The sequence below is a fragment of the Streptomyces sp. NPDC006335 genome (assembly GCF_040612795.1).
GTDB lineage: Bacteria > Actinomycetota > Actinomycetes > Streptomycetales > Streptomycetaceae > Streptomyces.
On record NZ_JBEXQX010000003.1, the window covers coordinates 506,226 to 524,617 of the forward strand.

Here is an 18,392-nt window from a genome sequence, read left to right on the forward strand (position 1 = left end):
CGAGGCCCGCGCGCCTGTGGTGCACGCGGCCGGGTGAGTGACACGCTGGGCGTATGAAGATCCCTTTTCTGGGCGGCTGGAGTGACAAACCAGGGACCCGCGACCCCGAGGGCATCGCCGAACTCCTGTCCGAGTGCGAGCTCCTGCGCTCGCACGCCTCTCGTTCGGGTGTCCGACTGGACGACACTCCGGCCTCGTTGGAGGCGCTCGACCAGTTGGTGCCGGGCTGGCGGGACGACGAGGAGATCCTGCTCTGGCTGGGCAACGACGCGGGGCTCTACCTGGGCACCGTCATCGTGCGGACCGTCCCCGGGGCGGCCTGGGATCTGCGCTCCGACGGCCAGCCCGTGATCCGGCTGGAGTCCGGCCGCGAGTTCGACGTAGTGGCCTCCGGTCACGAGTGGGCGGCCAGTGGGGTGCCCGAGCTGTCCCAGCTCTACGCGGAGGTGGCCGAGGAGTGAATCCATGGCCGTAAGCGCGGCGTAAATACGGCTAATGACCGAAAAGTGCGTGTCGTTCCTTATGCGCAATCCTGCCTCGATAGGTTGCGGCAACCACGACACAGCTGAGAGTGAGTAGGGCTGGGCATGGCCGTCGTCGATCCGTTGATCGAACTGCGTGACGTCAACAAGTACTACGGGGAGCTGCATGTCCTTCAGGACATCAACCTCACCGTCGGCAAGGGGGAGGTGGTCGTGGTCATCGGCCCTTCGGGGTCGGGCAAGTCCACGCTCTGCAGGGCGATCAACCGTCTGGAGACCATCAAGTCCGGTTCCATCACGCTCGACGGACAGCCGCTGCCCGAGGAGGGCAAGGCCCTCGCACAGCTCCGTGCCGAGGTCGGCATGGTCTTCCAGGCCTTCAACCTGTTCGCCCACAAGACGGTCCTGCAGAACGTCTCGCTGGCCCAGGTCAAGGTCCGTAAGCGCAAGAAGGAGCAGGCCGACAAGCGCTCCCGCGAACTCCTCGACCGGGTGGGCCTCGCCGACCAGGCCGACAAGTACCCGGCCCAGCTCTCCGGGGGTCAGCAGCAGCGCGTGGCCATCGCCCGCGCCCTCGCCATGGAGCCCAAGGCCCTGCTGTTCGACGAGCCCACCTCGGCCCTCGACCCGGAGATGATCAACGAGGTCCTGGAGGTCATGCAGCAACTGGCCCGGGAGGGCATGACCATGGTCGTCGTCACCCACGAGATGGGCTTCGCCCGCTCGGCCGCCAACCGCGTGGTGTTCATGGCCGACGGCCGCATCGTCGAGGACCGCGCCCCCGACGACTTCTTCACCAACCCGGACAGCGAGCGCGCCAGGGACTTCCTCTCCAAGATCCTCAAGCACTGAGAGGGGCGACGGCCATGTCTTCGAGCCTCGACTACGATGGTCCGCTCACCCCCACGGTGACGGCGACCGAGCCAGGGACGCCGCCGCCGGGCGGGGGTCCCCCCACGGCCCGTCAACCGTAGGGGGCAGCAGTCACAGAGCCATACCCGCCCGGCGTCGGCCGGAGATCACTGCTCGCGCAGCGGAATCGACACGTACGACGGGTCGTTCGCCGGTGAGGAGAAGGTCAGCCGCGCGCCGGACGGGTTGTGCTCGATGTAGAGCGGGTCGACCGTGTCCACCACCAGGGCCAGCCGGTGCCCTGCCGGGACGTCGTAGGCCGTGGAGAACAGTTCCAGGTCGACGTCGAACGGCTTCCCGGGTGCCTGCCCGTGGAAGGTGTACGGTGCGTTGGAGACCAGCTTGCCGAGGCCGAGCGGCCCCACGTCGTACAGGTAGGCGACGAGGGTGCCGCTCTCCTTGGTCGGGGTGACCGTGGTGTGCAACTTCGCGGTGCCGCGCACCTGTTGGGCGCTCGGGTACTTCTCCGACTGCCATACGGCGGCCCAGCGGCGGGGGAGCAGGGGGATCGAGGCGACCGGGGGAGCCTGGGCCAACTGGTCGAGGATGCTGGACAGGAAGACGATTCCGCCGTCCGCGCCCGAGTCGACGTTGGTGTGGATCGTGGTGGTGCCCGAGAGGGCGATCTTCTTGCGGGTCGCGCCGACCGACTTCCAGTCCGGGTAGCCCTCGTAACCGCCCGTGGAACGGGACTTGAGCCGGACCGGCTGCTCACGGTCGATCCCGTTGTCCGTGCCCTTGAGGTAGTGGTCGAACCAGCGCTCGGTGTCGGTCCACACGTCGTTGGGCAGGCCGAACAGCCCGGTCAGCTCGGCCGTGGCGTGGTCGCCGGGGCGGAACTCGAGTCTCTTGGGGCCGGTCAGCTTCTCGTAGAAGTCCGCGTACTGGTTGGGCGGGAAGACCGTGTCGCCCCAGGCGTTGGCCATCATGACCGCGGCGCCGTTCTTGTTCAGTTGGTCCACGTATGTGGCGGCCGAACGTTTCTTCCCCCAATCGATCATCTCCTGTTCCTTCGACAGGTTCGACGCGTAGAAGTTGTCGAAGATCCGCCTCAGTTCGGCGCTCTGGCGGCCGGTGACGACGCTCGCGCCGTCCAGCAGGGCCGCTGCCTGGACGTGCTGGGTGCGGCCGGAGTAGATGGAGTCGATCAGGTCGGCCCAGCCGCTGAGGGCCGCGACCGCCTTGACGCGCTTGTCCTTCGCGGCGGTGAGCAGGCTGATGCCGGCGCCGTAGGAGACGCCCGCCATGCCGATGTGCGCGGCGTCCGCGGGGGTGTTGGCGAGCGCCCAGTCGATGACCTTGGACGCGTCGGCGGTGTCGGGGGGACCCGCGACTTCTATCTCCCCGCCCGACTGCCAGAACCCGCGGACGTTGTAACTGACCACGATGTAGCCGGAGTTCGCGAGCTTCTGGGCCTGGGCGAGGTACTCGACCTGGGGCAGGCCCCAGCTGGTGGGCAGGACGAGGAGGGGGTAGCGCTGTGAACCGTCGGCTCCGGCGGGCGTGATGACGTTCGCCTCGAGGACCGTGCCGCCGTCACCGGAGATGTCGACGAAGCGGACGGGGTCCGCGGCCTGGGCGGTGGGGGCGAGTCCGAGGGCGCCACCGGCGATCAGCGTCGCGGAGACGGCGCCCACGGTGGTCGTACGCAGGGCCTTGCGAGGGTGTCCCACGGGTCACTCCCTACTCGTGTCAATGCAAAGTGACCAGACGGTAACCGCGTCGCTTTACCGGAGGTAACCCGTCGGTAAGTTACGTGGGAGTAACGATTGTTGTGGTGTGAATCAATTCAGGAGGCGCGGTGGGAGTTCCGTGGAGCGGTGGCCGTCGGCAGGGGTGTCTTGGCCTCCCGTGTCACGTCCGCGACCAGCTCCACGACATCCGGGCCGTACGCACCGGAGTTGACCACCTTCAGCAGCAGGACGAAGGTGCTGTCGCCGTACTTGCGGGTCAACCGCTCGTGGTTGCGGGCCAGATAGCGGGTCGCGGCCTGGTTGGTGATCGCGGTCTGGCCACAGAAGAGGAAGACGGGCCGGGTGCCGTTGCTCTGCTCGACGGTGAGCCGGGCGAGGAGGGCGTACTCCGACGTGCCGACCTCCACGCGGTAGCGCTCGGTGCCCACCTGGAAGGCGCCGCGGTCCGGGCTGGGTTCGGCGTCCACGTTGACCCGGACGCCGGGCAGCAGGGAGGAGAGGTGCGCCGCCATGCGGCGGTTGGAGGCCGGCCCGCCCACGCAGAACTCGGTGCGCTCGCCGAAACCCTGCCGTGCCGCGTCGTGCGGGAGGACCTGGGCGTGGGCGTTGCAGTCCTTGATGAGCGCGGCGAGTTCGAGGAGCGCGAACACGTCGTAGCGCATCACCGCGAGGTCCGGGCCGCCCGCGCCCCGGTTCACGACCAGCAGTGATTCCGAGTTGTCCGGCAGCCCGAAGAACGCCTGCTTGCGGCGGAGCTTCCGCCTCCACAGGTACGTCCGGGCGAGCCAGCCGAGCGCGGCGCTGATGCCCGCCGCCACCACGCCCAGGACGATGTTGCGCACGTCGTCTGTCATGTGCGCGCATGCTAGCGGGCCGACACGACTCCTACGTACCGGTGTTCGAAGTGTGGCATTCGTATGACACCTGACCCGAAGAGGGCTGTCGGGGCCCCGGCGATGTGGTTACGCTGCGCGGACGGTCCTGGACTGGAGGTACGGATGCGTCGCCCTGTCGCACGGAAACTGTCGGTCCTGGCGGTCTCGGCCGCCGTGGTGTCGGTGGGGGCGGCAGCACCGCCGCAGGCCGCCCCGGCACCCGAGAAAGCACCCGTCGCCGTCGGCTACGGCGGCGCCGTCTCCAGCGTCGACGCGGACGCCTCCGCGGCCGGCATCGAGGTCCTGAGGAAGGGCGGCAACGCGGTCGACGCGGCCGTCGCCACCGCCGCCGCGCTGGGCGTCACCGAGCCGTACTCCTCCGGCATCGGCGGGGGCGGCTACTTCGTCTACTACGACGCCAAGTCCCGTACGGTCCACACGATCGACGGGCGCGAGACGGCACCGCTGACCGCGGGCTCCGACCTGTTCGTGGAGAACGGCAAGCCGCTCGCCTTCGCCGACGCCGTCAGCAGCGGGCTGAGCGTCGGCACCCCGGGCACCCCGGCCACCTGGGCCACGGCCCTGGACGAGTGGGGCAGCAGATCGCTCGGCAGCGTCCTGAAGCCGGCCGAGCGGCTCGCCCGGGACGGGTTCACGGTCGACGACACCTTCCGCTCGCAGACCGCGTCCAACGAGACGCGGTTCCGGTACTTCCCGGACACCGCGAAGCTGTTCCTGCCCGGCGGACGGTTGCCGGTCGTCGGCTCCACCTTCAAGAACCCCGATCTCGCCCGCACCTACCGGGAGTTGGGCCGCGAGGGCGTCGGCGCGATCTACCACGGCGACCTCGGGGACGACATCGTCGACACCGTGAACCACCCGCCGGTGGACCCGGCCTCGGGCTGGAACGCACGGCCGGGCGACCTGTCCGAGAAGGACCTCGCCGCCTACCGCGCCAAGCTCCAGAAACCCACCAAGACCTCCTACCGCGGGCTCGGCGTCTACTCCATCGCCCCCTCCTCCTCCGGCGGCACGACGGTCGCGGAGGCCCTCAACATCCTTGAGCACACCGACCTTTCGAAGGCCAGTGAGGCGCAGTACCTGCACCACTTCATCGAGGCCAGTCGGATCGCGTTCGCGGACCGCGGGCGCTGGGTCGGCGACCCCGCCTTCGAGGACGTACCCACCAAGGGGCTGCTGTCGCAGAAGTTCGCCGACTCGCGGGCCTGCCTGATCAAGGACGACGCGGTGCTCACGAGCCCGGTGGCGCCGGGGGACCCGCGCCGTCCGGGAGCCTGCAACGACCGGGGAACCGCGGCTCCGACGACGTACGAGGGCGAGAACACCACGCATCTGACGGTGGCCGACAAGTGGGGGAACGTCGTCTCCTACACCCTGACCATCGAGCAGACCGGCGGCAGCGGGATCACCGTGCCCGGGCGCGGGTTCATCCTCAACAACGAGCTGACGGACTTCTCCTTCACTCCGGCGAACCCGGCCGTGCACGACCCGAACCTGCCGGGGCCCGGCAAGCGGCCGCGGTCCTCGATCTCGCCGACGATCGTGCTCGACAAGCACAACAGGCCCGTGGTGGCGCTGGGGTCGCCCGGTGGGGCGACCATCATCACCACCGTGCTCCAGGTGCTGACCGAGTTCGTCGACCGCGGGCTGCCGCTGGTGGACGCGATCGCCGCGCCCCGGGCGAGTCAGCGCAACGCCGCCCAGACCGAGCTGGAGCCGGCGCTGTACAGCAGTGGGGAGCGGTCGCAACTGGAGGCGATCGGGCACTCGTTCAAGCTGAACCCGGAGATCGGGGCAGCCACTGGTGTTCAGCGGTTGCCGGGTGGGAAGTGGCTGGCGGCTGCTGAGACTGTTCGGCGGGGTGGGGGGTCTGCGCAGGTGGTCCATCCCGCTCCGTAGTCGGCCTCGGGCGCGTGGGGGCTGGTCGCGCCCCGCGGCGGAGCCGCAAATCGACACAGCCCCGCGCCCCTAGGGAGTCTTCGTGAACGTCAGTTTGCCTGCCGCCGTGTCTACCGTCACCTGGCCGCCATCCTCGATCGTGCCGTCCAGGAGCAGGCGGGACAGCTGGTTGTCCACCTCCCGCTGGATCGTGCGGCGCAGCGGGCGGGCGCCGTACTCCGGCTGGTAGCCGCGTTCCGCGAGCCAGTCCACCGCGCTGTCGGTGAAGTCGACCGTGACGCCCTGGGCGTGGAGCAGGCGGCGGGTGTTCTCCAGCAACTGCTCAGTGATCTTTCGTAGTTGCTCGCCGGTCAGCTGGCGGAAGACGACGATCTCGTCGATGCGGTTCAGGAACTCCGGGCGGAAGTGGTCGCGCAGGGGGCGCAGGATCTGTTCCCGGCGGGCCTCCTCGTCCGTGCCGTCCGGGCCGAAACCGATGCCCGCGCCCCTGCGCGTGATCGCCTCCGAGCCCAGGTTGCTGGTCATGACGATCACCGTGTTGGTGAAGTCGACCGTGCGGCCCTGGGAGTCGGTGAGCCGGCCGTCGTCGAGGACCTGGAGGAGGATGTTGAAGACGTCCGGGTGGGCCTTCTCCACCTCGTCCAGGAGGAGCAGCGAGTAGGGGTGCCTGCGGACCACCTCGGTGAGCTGGCCCGCCTCCTCGTGGCCGACGTATCCGGGCGGGGCGCCGACCAGGCGGCTGACCGTGTGCCGCTCCTGGTACTCGCTCATGTCCAGGCGGACCATGCGCTCCTCGCTCCCGAACAGCGACTCGGCGAGGGCGCGGGCCAGTTCGGTCTTGCCGACGCCGGTCGGGCCGAGGAAGAGGAAGCTGCCGATCGGCCGGTCCGGGCTCGCGAGGCCGGCCCGGGAGCGCAGGACGGCGTCCGAGACGACCCGTACGGCCTCGTCCTGGCCGACCACCCGCTCGTGCAGGTGCTGCTCCAGGCCGAGCAGCCGGTCCTTCTCCTCCTGGGTGAGGCTGCTGACCGGAATGCCGGTCAGCCGTGACACCACCTGGGCGACGGCCTCCGTGGTGACCTCCAGGTGCTGGCCCTCGTCGGCCTCGTCGCCCCCGGCGGCCTCGGCGATGCGCTGCTTCAACTCGGCGATGCGGTCCCGCAGTTGGGTCGCCTGCTCGTACTGTTCGTCGGCGACCGCCTGGTCCTTGTCCCGGGTGAGCTGCTCGACCTGGTGCTCCAGGGCCCGTACGTCGGTGCCCTTGGTCCGCGCGCGCAGGCGTACGCGTGCGCCCGCCTGGTCGATGAGGTCGATCGCCTTGTCCGGCAGGCGGCGGTCGGTGAGATAGCGGTCGGACAGCTCCACGGCGGCCACCAACGCCTCGTCGGTGTAGCGGACCTGGTGGTGGGCCTCGTAGCGGTCGCGCAGCCCGCGCAGGATCTCGATCGCGTCCGCGGGGGTGGGCTCCGGGACCAGGATGGGCTGGAAGCGGCGGGCCAGGGCCGCGTCCTTCTCGATCCGGCGGAACTCCTCCAGCGTGGTCGCGCCCACGATGTGCAGCTCGCCGCGGGCCAGGGCGGGCTTGAGGATGTTGCCGGCGTCCAGGGAGCCGCCCTCGCCGCCCCCGCCCGCGCCGACGACCGTGTGCAGCTCGTCGATGAAGACGATCAGCCGGTCGGAGTTGTCGCGGATCTCGCCCACGATGTTCGTCAGGCGCTCCTCGAAGTCGCCCCGGTAGCGGGTGCCCGCCACCACCCCGGTCAGGTCGAGGGCGAAGACCCGGCGCCCGATCAGCACGTCGGGTGCGTCCCCGTCGGCGATCCGCTGGGCCAGACCCTCCACGACGGCGGTCTTGCCGACACCCGCGTCACCGATGAGCACCGGGTTGTTCTTGCCGCGCCGGGACAGCACCTCGATGGTCTGCTCGATCTCCTCGTCGCGGCCGATCACCGGGTCGATACGGCCCTGGCGGGCCAGGTCGGTGAGATCGCGGCCGTACTTGTCGAGGGTGGGCGTGGCCGTGCCGCGCGGTGCCTCGGCGCCGGGCTGCCCGGCGTCCGGGGCCGTCTCGGGAGGCAGACCGGTGGGCGCGAACCGGGCCGAGTTGAGGATGTGCCCGGCGGCCGAGTCGGGGTTCGCGGCCAGGGCGCTGAGCACGTGCTCCGGGCCGATGTAACCGGCGCCCCGGGCCCGGGCCAGCTCGTGCGCGTCGAGCAGGGCGCGCTTGGCGGCCGGGGTGAGGGACAGCGAGGTGGGCGGCGGGGCTTCCTCCGGCTGGTGCTGGACGGGGCCGGAGCGTTCGTCGATCTCCGAGGCGAGGGTGTCGGGATCGGCACCGGCCCGGCTCAGCAGGGTCCGGGTCGGCTCGGCGGCGAGTGCGGCCCGCAGCAGGTGCTGGGTGTCCAGATCCCGGCTGCCGTGCTCGGCGGCGTACTGCGCGGCGCCCCGTACCAGCTCCCTGGCCGGCTGGCTCAGCAACTGGCCGATGTTGATCTGCCGGGGGCCGGGACGCGGCCCGCCGAAGAAACGGGCGAGGAACTCTCCGAAGGCGTCATAGCCTTCCGGTCCGCTGAATCCGCTGGTCATGGCGTTCCCATCCGGCATCCCCGCGCGGGCCGGGGACACCCCTCGCTGATCGACGTGCCGGGGCCGGGTAACCCGGGTGTCAGCCGGTTACACCTTCGCACGGATGGGGGAGCGGGGCACACGCAGCGCTCGGCGGGCGACGCCGGTTCACCGAGCGCTTGCGGAGAGCCTGCTCAGCGTGCCGTCAGGACGCGTGGTCCCGCGTCCGTGATCGCCACCGTGTGCTCGACGTGCGCCGCGCGCGAGCCGTCGTTCGTCTTCAGCGTCCAGCCGTCCGGCGCGGTGTGGTACTCGTCCGTGCCCCCGGCGATGAGCATCGGCTCGATCGCGAGCACCATGCCGTGCCGCAGTGCGAGGCCCCGCCCCGGGCGCCCCTCGTTCGGCACCGGCGGGTCCTCGTGCATACGGCGACCGATGCCGTGCCCGCCGAAGTCGTCCATGATTCCGTAGCCGCCCTCGCGGCACACCGTGCCGATCGCGTGCGCGATGTCGCCGATGCGGTTGCCCACGACCGCCGCCGCGATCCCGGCCGCCAGCGCCCGCTCCGCCGTCTCGATCAGCCGTACGTCGTCGGGGCGCGGCCTGCCCACGGTGAAACTGACCGCCGAATCACCGGCCCAGCCGCCGAGTTGGGCACCGCAGTCGATCGAGACGAGGTCGCCGTCGCGCAGCCGGTAGCCGGTCGGGATGCCGTGCACGATCGCGTCGTTCACCGAGGCGCAGACGACGGCGGGGAACGGGGTGGTGGCGAAGGTGGGGCGATAGCCGAGGAAGGGCGAGGACGCCCCGGCCTCCCGCAGCACCCCACGCGCCACCTCGTCCAGCTCCAGCAGGGAAACCCCCACGTCAGCGGCCTTTCGTACGGCGGTCAGGGCGCGCCCGACCACCTGTCCCGCCTCGTACATGGCGTCGATCGATGTGTCTGTCTTCAGCTCCACCATGCCAATTACTATACCGGTATTAGAATGGGGGCATGGTGCGCACCCCTCTCACTCCAGAAGAACGCGAACGCGGCGAGCGGCTCGGCCGGTTGCTGCGCGAGGCCCGCGGCGGCCGCAGTATGGCGGAGGTCGCGGCGAGTGCCGGGATCTCCGCGGAGACCCTCCGGAAGATCGAGACCGGGCGGGCCCCGACCCCGGCGTTCTTCACGGTGGCGGCGCTCGCCCGGGCGCTCGGGCTGTCCATGGACGAGTTGGCCGGACTGTGCGAGTTGGCGGGCGTGTGACGGGAGTTCGCTCAGCGGCGTGACGCGCGCCATGAGGCTCCTGCTGCGCCTTTGAAAACTGTCCGTAGCCCGTTCGTAACACTGCTGGTGTTGCCTTACGGACCGGAGTGCTCCGGTCTAACGGGAGTTGAGCGATGGCAGTGGATCAACTCCCGGGTCGGGTGCGGGAGTTCGTGGCCTACCTGGGCGGTGTGCTGGCACGCCTGGACCAGGGCGCCGGCTGGTGCGCGGTGTTCTGGCAGCGCGACCCGGACGGTATGCAGGCCTGCCTCGACGGCCGGGAGGTGCCGCCCTGGGACGTGGTGGAGGCGCTTTTGCAGGATCTCGCCGCGGAGTACGGCTCCGAGGCGGCCCACGCCGAGGCGGAACGGGCCCGCCCCCTGCACGCCGCCGCCCAGGCCGCCCACGACGCCCGCCCCGGCGGCCGGGACGCCCTCGGTGACCGCTTCGACGTCATGCTCCGCGAGCAGCGCTACGCGGCGGAACGGCAGGCCGAACTGGGCCGCCGCCTCGCCACTGTCACCACTCAGGAGGAGGCCGACGCCATCCGCCTCGACCTCGCCTGGGCCCGCGACGACCACGAACGCGCAGTACGGCGCTGCGCCGAACTCCAGTCCCGCATGGCCGAGTTGGACCACCGCATGAGGGACGACCAGGCTCGGGCGATCCGCCGGGAGCGGGACGCGGCCGGCGGGGTGTTCCGGGGGGCGTTCGGCGAGACCGGTGGTTACGGGGGCGGCGGGCATGCCACCGGTGGTGGCGGTCGCTTCGAGGGCGCTGCGGGAGGAGCCGACGGGCAGGCTGCCGAGGGCGGCGGGCGCGAGCCGGGCCGCCATGAGACCGGGGCCGGAGGCGACGAGACCGCGCTGCATAGGCCCGACGCCTACGAGACCGGCGCCCGTGGAACCGACGGCCGAGGCGTGGACTTCCCGGACATGCCCCGGCAGCGGGACGCCCCGTCCGCCACGAACGCCGAAGGGCCCCACCCCGGGCCCGCACCGCAGTGGCCCACCTCCGCCGAAGCGGCCCGCCCGGGACGCGCACCCCACTCGACGGCCCCCGCCTGGGCTGACGTCTCCGGAGAAGTGTCACGCCCTGCCGGCGCCGGCGAGGAAGCCGGTCCGGGACACACCTCGCACCCGATCGTCCCCGCCTGGCTGGACGCCACCCGCACCGCGCCGCACCGTCCTGGCCCGGCGGATACGGCCCGCCCGCGACGCACTCCGCACCCGACGGCCCCCGCCCGGGCTGACGTCTCCGGAGGTCCGGGCCCTGCTGAAGCGGGCCATTCCGGACACGCACCCCACTCGACGGCCCCCGCCTGGGCGGACGTCTCCGGAGGTTCGGGCCCAGTTGAAGCGGGCCACTCCGGACACAGCCCGTACCCCACGGACCCGGACGACCCGACCCGCCCCGGCCCGGACCGACACCGCCGTCCCGAGGCCTCCTCCCCGGCCTACGCCCCGTATCCGCAGGCCCCGGCCCCGGTCGCCCACCCAGATTCCGCGCCCCGGCCCGACAACGACTCCCCGCAGCAGCCGACCCCCACCGCCCCGCCGCCGGAGGGGAAGCGGAGGCGTCGGCGCGGCAGTGCCCGTTTCGCCGGTGCGGCCGAGGAGGGGGGCGCCCCCGTCGTCGTACCCCCGGCCGCCGTGGCCGAGCCGCCCACCGCGCCCGCGGCGAAGGGGCGGACTCCGCGCGGGGCCCGTTTCGCCGGGGCCGCGCAGGTGCCGGAGGCGAGTCCGCGGCAGCGGGAGGAGCCGGTGGACGCGGCGGCGCGGCGGGAGACCGCCGACACGGTCGCGACGCTGGTGCGGCTGCGCTCGGAGGGGCGTACCGGCGAGGCGCACGCCCTGCTCGTCGAGGCCGCCCATTGGCCCGCCGACCGTTTCCCGCTGCTCGCCGCCGAGCTCCAGCACGCCGGGCTCGGCGCCGATTGGGCGACCCTGCTGTGGGAGGCCGCCTCACTGCCCGCCGACCGGCTGGTGGCCGCCGCGGACGCGCTGGTCGCGGCCGGGCGGAGCACGGACGGGGAGCAGATCCTGAGGCAGGGTGTCGCGCGCCCCGCCGAGGAGATCGGCGCGGCCGTGCTCGCCCTGGTCGCCGAGGGCCGCCGCCGTGAGGTCACCGCGCTCCTCGACGCCTACGTCCGCGTCCGCACCCCCGAGGAAGCCGCCCGCAGCGCCGCACCCGGCCCGGAGACCCTCGTACCCCTGCTCCTCACGGCCGCGCGCGGGGTCTCGCAGGAGCGGCACTGGGACCTGGTGCACGCCTTGCGGGTCGCCGGATTCTCCGCCTGACAGGTCCCCCACAACCCTGCTGACCGGGCACGTCGCTCCTCCACTGGAGTGTGAAACGTGATCGACTTCGCGGGTTAACGACGATGGTCTTGGCAAGCCTCTCCAGGAGGCTTACGTTCGTCCCTCTACGTCCCCCTCTACGGGCGTAGAGGCTCTGACGTCCCCGCCGAAGGAGCAGCTCATGGCCAACGTCGTTCGTGCCGCTCTGGTCCAGGCCACCTGGACCGGCGACACCGAGTCCATGGTGGCGAAACACGAGGAGCACGCCCGCGAGGCGGCCCGACAGGGCGCGAAGATCATCGGGTTCCAGGAAGTGTTCAACGCCCCCTACTTCTGCCAGGTCCAGGAGCCCGAGCACTACCGCTGGGCCGAGCCGGTGCCCGACGGCCCCACCACGAGTCGTATGCAGGAACTCGCCCGCGAGACCGGCATGGTGGTCGTGGTGCCGGTGTTCGAGGTCGAGCAGTCCGGCTTCTACTACAACACCGCGGTCGTGATCGACGCCGACGGCAGCATCCTCGGCAAGTACCGCAAGCACCACATCCCCCAGGTCAAGGGCTTCTGGGAGAAGTACTACTTCAAGCCGGGCAACCTCGGCTGGCCGGTGTTCGACACCGCCGTCGGCAAGGTCGGCGTCTACATCTGCTACGACCGCCACTTCCCGGAGGGCTGGCGGCAGTTGGGTCTCAACGGCGCCCAGCTCGTCTACAACCCGTCCGCCACCCACCGTGGCCTGTCCTCCCACCTGTGGCGCCTGGAGCAGCCCGCGGCCGCCGTCGCCAACGAGTACTTCGTCGCCGCCATCAACCGGGTCGGCGTCGAGGAGTACGGCGACAACGACTTCTACGGGACCTCCTACTTCGTCGACCCCCGGGGCCAGTTCGTGGGGGACACGGCGAGCGACAAGGAGGAGGAACTCGTCGTCCGCGACCTGGACTTCGACCTCATCGAGGACGTGCGGCAGCAGTGGGCGTTCTACCGCGACCGCCGCCCCGACGCCTACGAAGGGCTGGTGCAGCCGTGACCAAGGACCTGCTGGGACGCCACCGGGCCGTCCTGCCCGACTGGCTCGCCCTGTACTACGAGGACCCGCTGGAGATCACGCACGGCGAGGGCCGGCACGTCTGGGACTCCGAGGGCAACAGGTACCTCGACTTCTTCGGCGGCATCCTGACGACGATGACCGCCCACGCCCTGCCCGAGATCACCAAGGCGGTGAGCGAGCAGGCCGGGCGGATCATCCACTCCTCGACCCTGTACCTGAACCGGCCGATGGTCGAACTCGCCGAGCGGATCGCCCAGTTGTCCGGCATCCCGGACGCCCGGGTCTTCTTCACCACCTCCGGCACCGAGGCCAACGACACCGCCCTGCTGCTCGCCACGACCTACCGGCGCAGCAACACGATCCTGGCGATGCGCAACAGCTACCACGGCCGCTCCTTCAGCGCGGTCGGCATCACCGGAAACCGCGGCTGGTCGCCGACCTCGCTGTCCCCGCTCCAGACGCTGTACGTCCACGGGGGCGTGCGCACCCGCGGCCCGTACGCCGGCCTCGGCGACGACGACTTCATCGCGGCCTGCGTCGACGATCTGAAGGACCTCCTCGGGCACACCCGCCCGCCCGCCGCCCTGATCGCCGAACCGATCCAGGGCGTCGGCGGCTTCACCTCCCCGCCCGACGGCCTCTACGCCGCCTTCCGCGAGGTGCTCCACGAGCGCGGCATCCTGTGGATCGCCGACGAGGTGCAGACCGGCTGGGGCCGCACCGGCGACCACTTCTGGGGTTGGCAGGCGCACGATCAGAACGGCCCGCCGGACATCCTCACCTTCGCCAAGGGCATCGGCAACGGCATGTCCATCGGCGGGGTCGTCGCCCGCGCCGAGATCATGAACTGCCTGGACTCCAACAGCATTTCGACCTTCGGCGGCACCCAGATCACCATGGCGGCCGGCCTCGCGAACCTCACGTACCTCCTGGAACACGACCTCCAGGGCAACGCCCGGCGCGTCGGCGGACTGCTCATCGAGCGGCTGCGGGGCGTCGCGGCGCAGATTCCGGGCGTACGGGAGGTGCGCGGGCGTGGGCTCATGCTCGGCGTCGAGCTGGTGAAGCCCGGCACCGACGAGGCCGATCCACAGGCCGCGTCCGCCGTGCTGGAAGCCGCCCGCTCCGAGGGGCTGTTGCTCGGCAAGGGCGGCGGACACAACACCAGCGCCCTCAGGATCGCCCCGCCCCTGTCCCTGACCGTCGCGGAGGCCGAAGAGGGCGCCGCGATCCTCGAACACGCTCTGAGGAGCACCATCCAGTAGGTCCACAGCAAGGGAACACCGTCATGAGCACCACCTTGGAGCCTCTGGAGTCCCTGGAGCCGACCCTGTCGGTCCGCCAGGTCCTCATGCTGGAACGGGTCCTCGCCGGGGAGCCCGAGGTGGTGGCCGGTGCCGGCCAGCTCGACCGGGCCGTGCGCTGGGTGCACGTGGCCGAGGCCGCCGACGTCGGCGTGATGCTCAGCGGCGGCGAGATGGTCCTCACCACCGGTGTGCTGCTCGCCGGTGACGACGGCAAGCAGGCCGAGTACATCCAGTCCCTGCACCGCGCGGAGGCCGCGGCCGTGGTCCTCGGACTCGGCCGCGCCTTCCCCGCCCCGCCGGACGTGATGCGCCGGGCCGCCGAGCGGTGCGGGCTGCCGATGGTGGTCCTCCACCGGCCCTTCCCCTTCGCGGAGTTGACCGAGGAGGTCCAAGCGCGGCTCGTGCGACGGAAGTTCGCCGCCGTCAGCATGTCCGAGGCCGTCCGCACCGCCCTCACCGGACTCATCACCGCGGGCGCCCCGCTCCAGCGGATGCTTGACGAGATCGCCCACCACAGCGGCTGCCCCGTCGTCGTCACCAACCTCGCCCACCGGGTCCTCGCCACCGCGGGGGAGCGGTCCGCCGTCGACGACGTGCTGCGCGACTGGGAGCGCATCGCCCGCCAGGCCGGCGGCAGCGAGGGCGACGGCTGGATCCGCGCCGAACTGGCCGGGCGCGGGGAGCGCTGGGGCCAGATCATGCTGTGCGGCTACCGCGGCGACACCGCCACCGGACGCCTCCTCGCCGACCGTGCCGCCGAGTGCCTCGTCCTGCACCGCATGCTCGGCGGCACCTCCGCCCACACCTGGGAGGAGCAGTCCGCGCAGAGCCTGCTCACCGACCTGGTCAGCGGGGTCGTACCGGCCCGGCAGCTGCTGCCCCGGGCGCGGGCGGCCGGACTGCCCGTCAACCGGCGCACCTTCGTGCCGCTCGTCGTGCGGGACGGCGATCCCGCCCAACTCGACCGGGTGCTACGGCTGTTGGGGCTGCCCGGCATCGTCGCCGAACTCGCCGACGGGGCCACCGCCGTCCTGCTGAGCCTGGCCCGCGACCAGGACGCCGCCGTCCTCACGGCCAACTTCGCGGCCCGGCTGACGCGGACGGTCGTGGCCGCCGCGGACCCGAGGACCTCCTGGGACGACGTCCCGGCGGGGCTGCGGGAGGCCCAGCACGTCGCCGACGCCGTCGCGGACTCGGCGCCCGTCCTCGACCTTCCTCCCGTGGTGCGCCTCAGGGACGTCCATCTGCGCGGCCTGATCAGGCTGCTGCGCGACGACCCGCACGTCCAGTCCTTCGCCGAGCGCGAGCTGGACGGACTGCTGTGCGCGGCGGGGGACGATCTGCTGGCCGTGCTGCGCACCTACCTCGCCACCGGCCGCAACAAGTCCCGCACCGCGCAGCTCCACCACGTCTCCCGCCCCGCGCTCTACCGGCGACTGGAAGCCATACAGAGCCGGCTCGGCGTCGACCTCGACGACTTCGAGCAGGCCGCCTCGGTGCACATCGCGCTTCTCGCGCACGACGCGCAACAAAGCTGAAACACGCCACGACCTGGGAAAACGGCGGTGAAACATGGGCTCTCGACAGGGTGACACCGTGGCACGCCCAGGCCCCGCAGACGTGACACGCTGCAACTCAAAGCCCGCTTTCGGACTTCCTAGCCTTCTCGCACACCGAGCGACCGGAGGTCCCGATGAGCAGAGTGATTCGTGCCGCCCTCTTCCAGACCGCGTGGACGGGCGACAAGGAGTCGATGATCCAGGTACACGAGCAGGCGGCCCGGGATGCGGCCGCGCAGGGTGCCCAGGTCCTGTGCTTCCAGGAGCTGTTCTACGGGCCGTACTTCTGCCAGGTCCAGGACAAGGCGTTCTACGAGTACGCCGAGCAGATCCCGGACGGCCCGATCGTCAAGCGCTTCCAGACGCTGGCCAAGGAACTGGGCATCGTCCTGATCCTGCCGATGTACGAGGAGGAGCAGCCCGGCGTCCTCTACAACACCGCGGCCGTGATCGACGCGGACGGCTCGTACCTCGGCAAGTACCGCAAGCACCACATTCCTCAAGTCCCGGGTTTCTGGGAGAAGTTCTACTTCCGCCCCGGCAACCTGGGGTGGCCGGTCTTCGACACCAAGGTCGGGAGGATCGGCGTGTACATCTGCTACGACCGCCACTTCCCGGAGGGCTGGCGGGCGTTGGGTCTCGCGGGCGCCGAGATCGTCTTCAACCCGTCGGCCACCTCGCGCGGCCTGTCCGCCTACCTCTGGCAGCTGGAGCAGCCCGCGGCGGCCGTCGCCAACGAGTACTTCGTCGGCGCGATCAACCGGGTGGGCGTCGAGGAGCTGGGCGACAACGACTTCTACGGGACGACGTACTTCGTCGACCCGGAGGCCCAGTTCGTCGGCGAGGTGGCGAGCGACAAGGAGACCGAACTGGTCGTCCGCGACCTGGACATGGCCAAGCTGCGCGAGGTCCGCGACCGCTGGCAGTTCTACCGCGACCGCCGTCCGGACGCGTACCCGCCGCTGACCGCTCCGTAATCACGACCCGCACACCCGTGCCCCTCAGGGGCGCGGGGAACTGCGCGACCAGCCACATACGACCGGATCTTTTCCGATCACCGTTCGCAGGAGAGGGAGTATGAGCAGCCGCAGCCGTACCGTCATCAGCGGTGGTCTCGTCATCACCGCGTCCGACGAGATCCACGCAGACGTGCTGATCGAGGACGGCCGCATCGCCGCCCTCGCCGTGCCCGGTACCCAGAGCTGGACCGCGGACCGCACGATCGACGCCACCGGGAAGTACGTCATCCCCGGTGGCGTCGACGCCCACACCCACATGGAGCTGCCGTTCGGCGGCACCTTCGCCTCCGACACCTTCGAGACCGGCACCCGGGCCGCCGCCTGGGGCGGTACGACGACCATCGTCGACTTCGCGGTGCAGAGCGTCGGCCACACCCTGCGCGAGGGCCTGGACGCGTGGCACGCCAAGGCCGAGGGCAACTGCGCCATCGACTACGGCTTCCACATGATCGTCTCCGATGTGAACCAGGAGACCCTCAAGGAGATGGACCTGCTGGTGGAGGAGGGGGTCACCTCCTTCAAGCAGTTCATGGCCTACCCAGGTGTCTTCTACTCCGACGACGGCCAGATCCTGCGCGCCATGCAGCGCTCCGCCGAGAACGGCGGCCTGATCATGATGCACGCCGAGAACGGCATCGCGATCGACGTCCTTGTCGAGCAGGCGCTGGCCCGGGGAGAGACCGACCCGCGCTACCACGGCGAGGTGCGCAAGGCACTGCTGGAGGCCGAGGCCACCCACCGTGCCATCAAGCTCGCGCAGGTCGCCGGCGCCCCCCTGTACGTCGTGCACGTCTCGGCCATGGAGGCAGTGGCCGAGCTGGCACGCGCACGCGACGAGGGGCTCAACGTCTTCGGCGAGACCTGCCCGCAGTACCTGTTCCTGTCGACGGACAACCTCGCGGAGCCGGACTTCGAGGGCGCGAAGTACGTGTGCAGCACGCCTTTGAGGCCGCGCGAACACCAGGCCAAGCTGTGGCAGGGGCTCAGGACCAACGACCTCCAGGTCGTCTCCACCGACCACTGCCCCTTCTGCTTCGTGGGCCAGAAGGAGCTCGGCCGCGGCGACTTCTCGAAGATCCCCAACGGCCTTCCCGGCGTCGAGAACCGCATGGACCTGCTCCACCAGGGCGTGGTCGAGGGGCGTATCTCGCGCCGCCGATGGATCGAGATCGCCTGCGCCACCCCGGCCCGGATGTTCGGCATGTACCCGAAGAAGGGCACCATCGCCCCGGGCGCCGACGCCGACGTCGTCATCTACGACCCGCACGCCGAGCAGATCGTCTCCGCCGAGACCCACCACATGAACGTCGACTACTCGGCCTACGAGGGCAAGCGCCTCACCGGCCGGGTCGAGACGGTCCTCTCGCGCGGCGAACTCGTCATCACCGAGCGGGAGTACACCGGACGCGCCGGGCACGGCACGTACACCCCCCGCTCCACCTGTCAGTACCTCAACTAGGAGTGGCGC

The 18,392-nt window shown here is 70.9% G+C and carries 14 protein-coding genes; 10 read left to right on the plus strand and 4 right to left on the minus strand.

The genetic code is table 11. The features are described 5' to 3' along the window. Positions 1–53: 53 nt before the first annotated feature. Positions 54–461 carry a DUF6278 family protein gene (locus ABZ098_RS13015; protein ID WP_356590199.1) on the plus strand — a complete coding sequence of 136 codons (408 nt, stop codon included), beginning with the start codon at positions 54–56 and terminating at the stop codon, positions 459–461. A gap of 126 nt (positions 462–587) precedes the next feature. Then, a complete protein-coding gene (locus ABZ098_RS13020) occupies positions 588–1,334 on the plus strand; it encodes an amino acid ABC transporter ATP-binding protein (RefSeq protein ID WP_356590202.1) in 747 nt (248 codons plus the stop codon). 167 nt (positions 1,335–1,501) lie between these two features. Here the strand turns inward: ABZ098_RS13020 and ABZ098_RS13025 are convergent, their stop codons facing one another. Both ABZ098_RS13025 and ABZ098_RS13030 read right to left on the minus strand, forming a co-directional pair. Further along, positions 1,502–3,067, minus strand: a complete 1,566-nt coding sequence (locus ABZ098_RS13025) for a CocE/NonD family hydrolase (protein WP_356590204.1) — start codon at positions 3,065–3,067, stop codon at positions 1,502–1,504. A 116-nt stretch (positions 3,068–3,183) separates the two neighbouring features. Then, positions 3,184–3,942: a hypothetical protein gene (locus tag ABZ098_RS13030; protein ID WP_356590206.1), complete on the minus strand. Its 759-nt coding sequence runs from the start codon at positions 3,940–3,942 to the stop codon at positions 3,184–3,186. Between the two features lie 144 nt (positions 3,943–4,086). Here ABZ098_RS13030 and ggt point away from each other — a divergent pair, with 144 nt between their 5' ends. Then, positions 4,087–5,883 carry a gamma-glutamyltransferase gene (gene ggt / locus ABZ098_RS13035; protein WP_356590208.1) on the plus strand — a complete coding sequence of 599 codons (1,797 nt, stop codon included), beginning with the start codon at positions 4,087–4,089 and terminating at the stop codon, positions 5,881–5,883. A 69-nt stretch (positions 5,884–5,952) separates the two neighbouring features. On the opposite strand, the gene ABZ098_RS13040 is transcribed toward ggt, so the two are convergent. Together ABZ098_RS13040 and map are read right to left on the minus strand one after the other, a co-directional pair. Beyond that, positions 5,953–8,469, minus strand: a complete 2,517-nt coding sequence (locus ABZ098_RS13040) for an ATP-dependent Clp protease ATP-binding subunit (protein ID WP_356590210.1) — start codon at positions 8,467–8,469, stop codon at positions 5,953–5,955. Between the two features lie 173 nt (positions 8,470–8,642). Then, positions 8,643–9,410 (minus strand): type I methionyl aminopeptidase, encoded by a 768-nt coding sequence (map, locus tag ABZ098_RS13045; RefSeq protein WP_356590212.1) that lies wholly within the window; start codon positions 9,408–9,410, stop codon positions 8,643–8,645. Between the two features lie 32 nt (positions 9,411–9,442). On the opposite strand from map, the gene ABZ098_RS13050 reads away from it, so the two are divergent. The 7 genes from ABZ098_RS13050 to hydA all read left to right on the plus strand — a co-directional run bounded on the left by ABZ098_RS13050 (position 9,443) and on the right by hydA (position 18,383). Further along, complete coding sequence (locus ABZ098_RS13050; protein ID WP_356590214.1) at positions 9,443–9,694, plus strand: helix-turn-helix transcriptional regulator; 252 nt, start codon at positions 9,443–9,445, stop codon at positions 9,692–9,694. Positions 9,695–9,828: 134 nt separating this feature from the next. Beyond that, positions 9,829–11,994 (plus strand): hypothetical protein, encoded by a 2,166-nt coding sequence (locus ABZ098_RS13055; protein WP_356590216.1) that lies wholly within the window; start codon positions 9,829–9,831, stop codon positions 11,992–11,994. 181 nt (positions 11,995–12,175) lie between these two features. Continuing rightward, entirely contained in the window at positions 12,176–13,018 is an 843-nt protein-coding gene (locus ABZ098_RS13060; protein ID WP_356590218.1) for a nitrilase-related carbon-nitrogen hydrolase, read from the plus strand. After that, complete coding sequence (locus ABZ098_RS13065) at positions 13,015–14,304, plus strand: aspartate aminotransferase family protein (RefSeq protein WP_356590220.1); 1,290 nt, start codon at positions 13,015–13,017, stop codon at positions 14,302–14,304. The genes ABZ098_RS13060 and ABZ098_RS13065 overlap by 4 nt, the downstream gene beginning before the upstream one ends. Positions 14,305–14,327: 23 nt before the next feature. Continuing rightward, positions 14,328–15,884 carry a PucR family transcriptional regulator gene (locus ABZ098_RS13070; RefSeq protein WP_356590222.1) on the plus strand — a complete coding sequence of 519 codons (1,557 nt, stop codon included), beginning with the start codon at positions 14,328–14,330 and terminating at the stop codon, positions 15,882–15,884. Positions 15,885–16,039: 155 nt separating this feature from the next. Then, entirely contained in the window at positions 16,040–16,882 is an 843-nt protein-coding gene (locus ABZ098_RS13075) for a nitrilase-related carbon-nitrogen hydrolase (protein ID WP_356590224.1), read from the plus strand. Between the two features lie 100 nt (positions 16,883–16,982). Next, positions 16,983–18,383, plus strand: a complete 1,401-nt coding sequence (gene hydA / locus ABZ098_RS13080; protein WP_356590226.1) for a dihydropyrimidinase — start codon at positions 16,983–16,985, stop codon at positions 18,381–18,383. Positions 18,384–18,392 lie beyond the last annotated feature (9 nt).

Bases quoted from the DNA above. Each gene is read 5' to 3' on its own strand.
- ABZ098_RS13015 (WP_356590199.1), top strand. From the start codon at position 54: ATGAAGATCCCTTTTCTGGGCGGCTGGAGTGACAAACCAGGGACCCGC.
- ABZ098_RS13020 (WP_356590202.1), top strand. From the start codon at position 588: ATGGCCGTCGTCGATCCGTTGATCGAACTGCGTGACGTCAACAAGTAC.
- ABZ098_RS13030 (WP_356590206.1), bottom strand. From the start codon at position 3,942: ATGACAGACGACGTGCGCAACATCGTCCTGGGCGTGGTGGCGGCGGGC.
- ggt (WP_356590208.1), top strand. From the start codon at position 4,087: ATGCGTCGCCCTGTCGCACGGAAACTGTCGGTCCTGGCGGTCTCGGCC.
- ABZ098_RS13040 (WP_356590210.1), bottom strand. From the start codon at position 8,469: ATGACCAGCGGATTCAGCGGACCGGAAGGCTATGACGCCTTCGGAGAG.
- map (WP_356590212.1), bottom strand. From the start codon at position 9,410: ATGGTGGAGCTGAAGACAGACACATCGATCGACGCCATGTACGAGGCG.
- ABZ098_RS13050 (WP_356590214.1), top strand. From the start codon at position 9,443: ATGGTGCGCACCCCTCTCACTCCAGAAGAACGCGAACGCGGCGAGCGG.
- ABZ098_RS13055 (WP_356590216.1), top strand. From the start codon at position 9,829: ATGGCAGTGGATCAACTCCCGGGTCGGGTGCGGGAGTTCGTGGCCTAC.
- ABZ098_RS13060 (WP_356590218.1), top strand. From the start codon at position 12,176: ATGGCCAACGTCGTTCGTGCCGCTCTGGTCCAGGCCACCTGGACCGGC.
- ABZ098_RS13070 (WP_356590222.1), top strand. From the start codon at position 14,328: ATGAGCACCACCTTGGAGCCTCTGGAGTCCCTGGAGCCGACCCTGTCG.
- ABZ098_RS13075 (WP_356590224.1), top strand. From the start codon at position 16,040: ATGAGCAGAGTGATTCGTGCCGCCCTCTTCCAGACCGCGTGGACGGGC.
- hydA (WP_356590226.1), top strand. From the start codon at position 16,983: ATGAGCAGCCGCAGCCGTACCGTCATCAGCGGTGGTCTCGTCATCACC.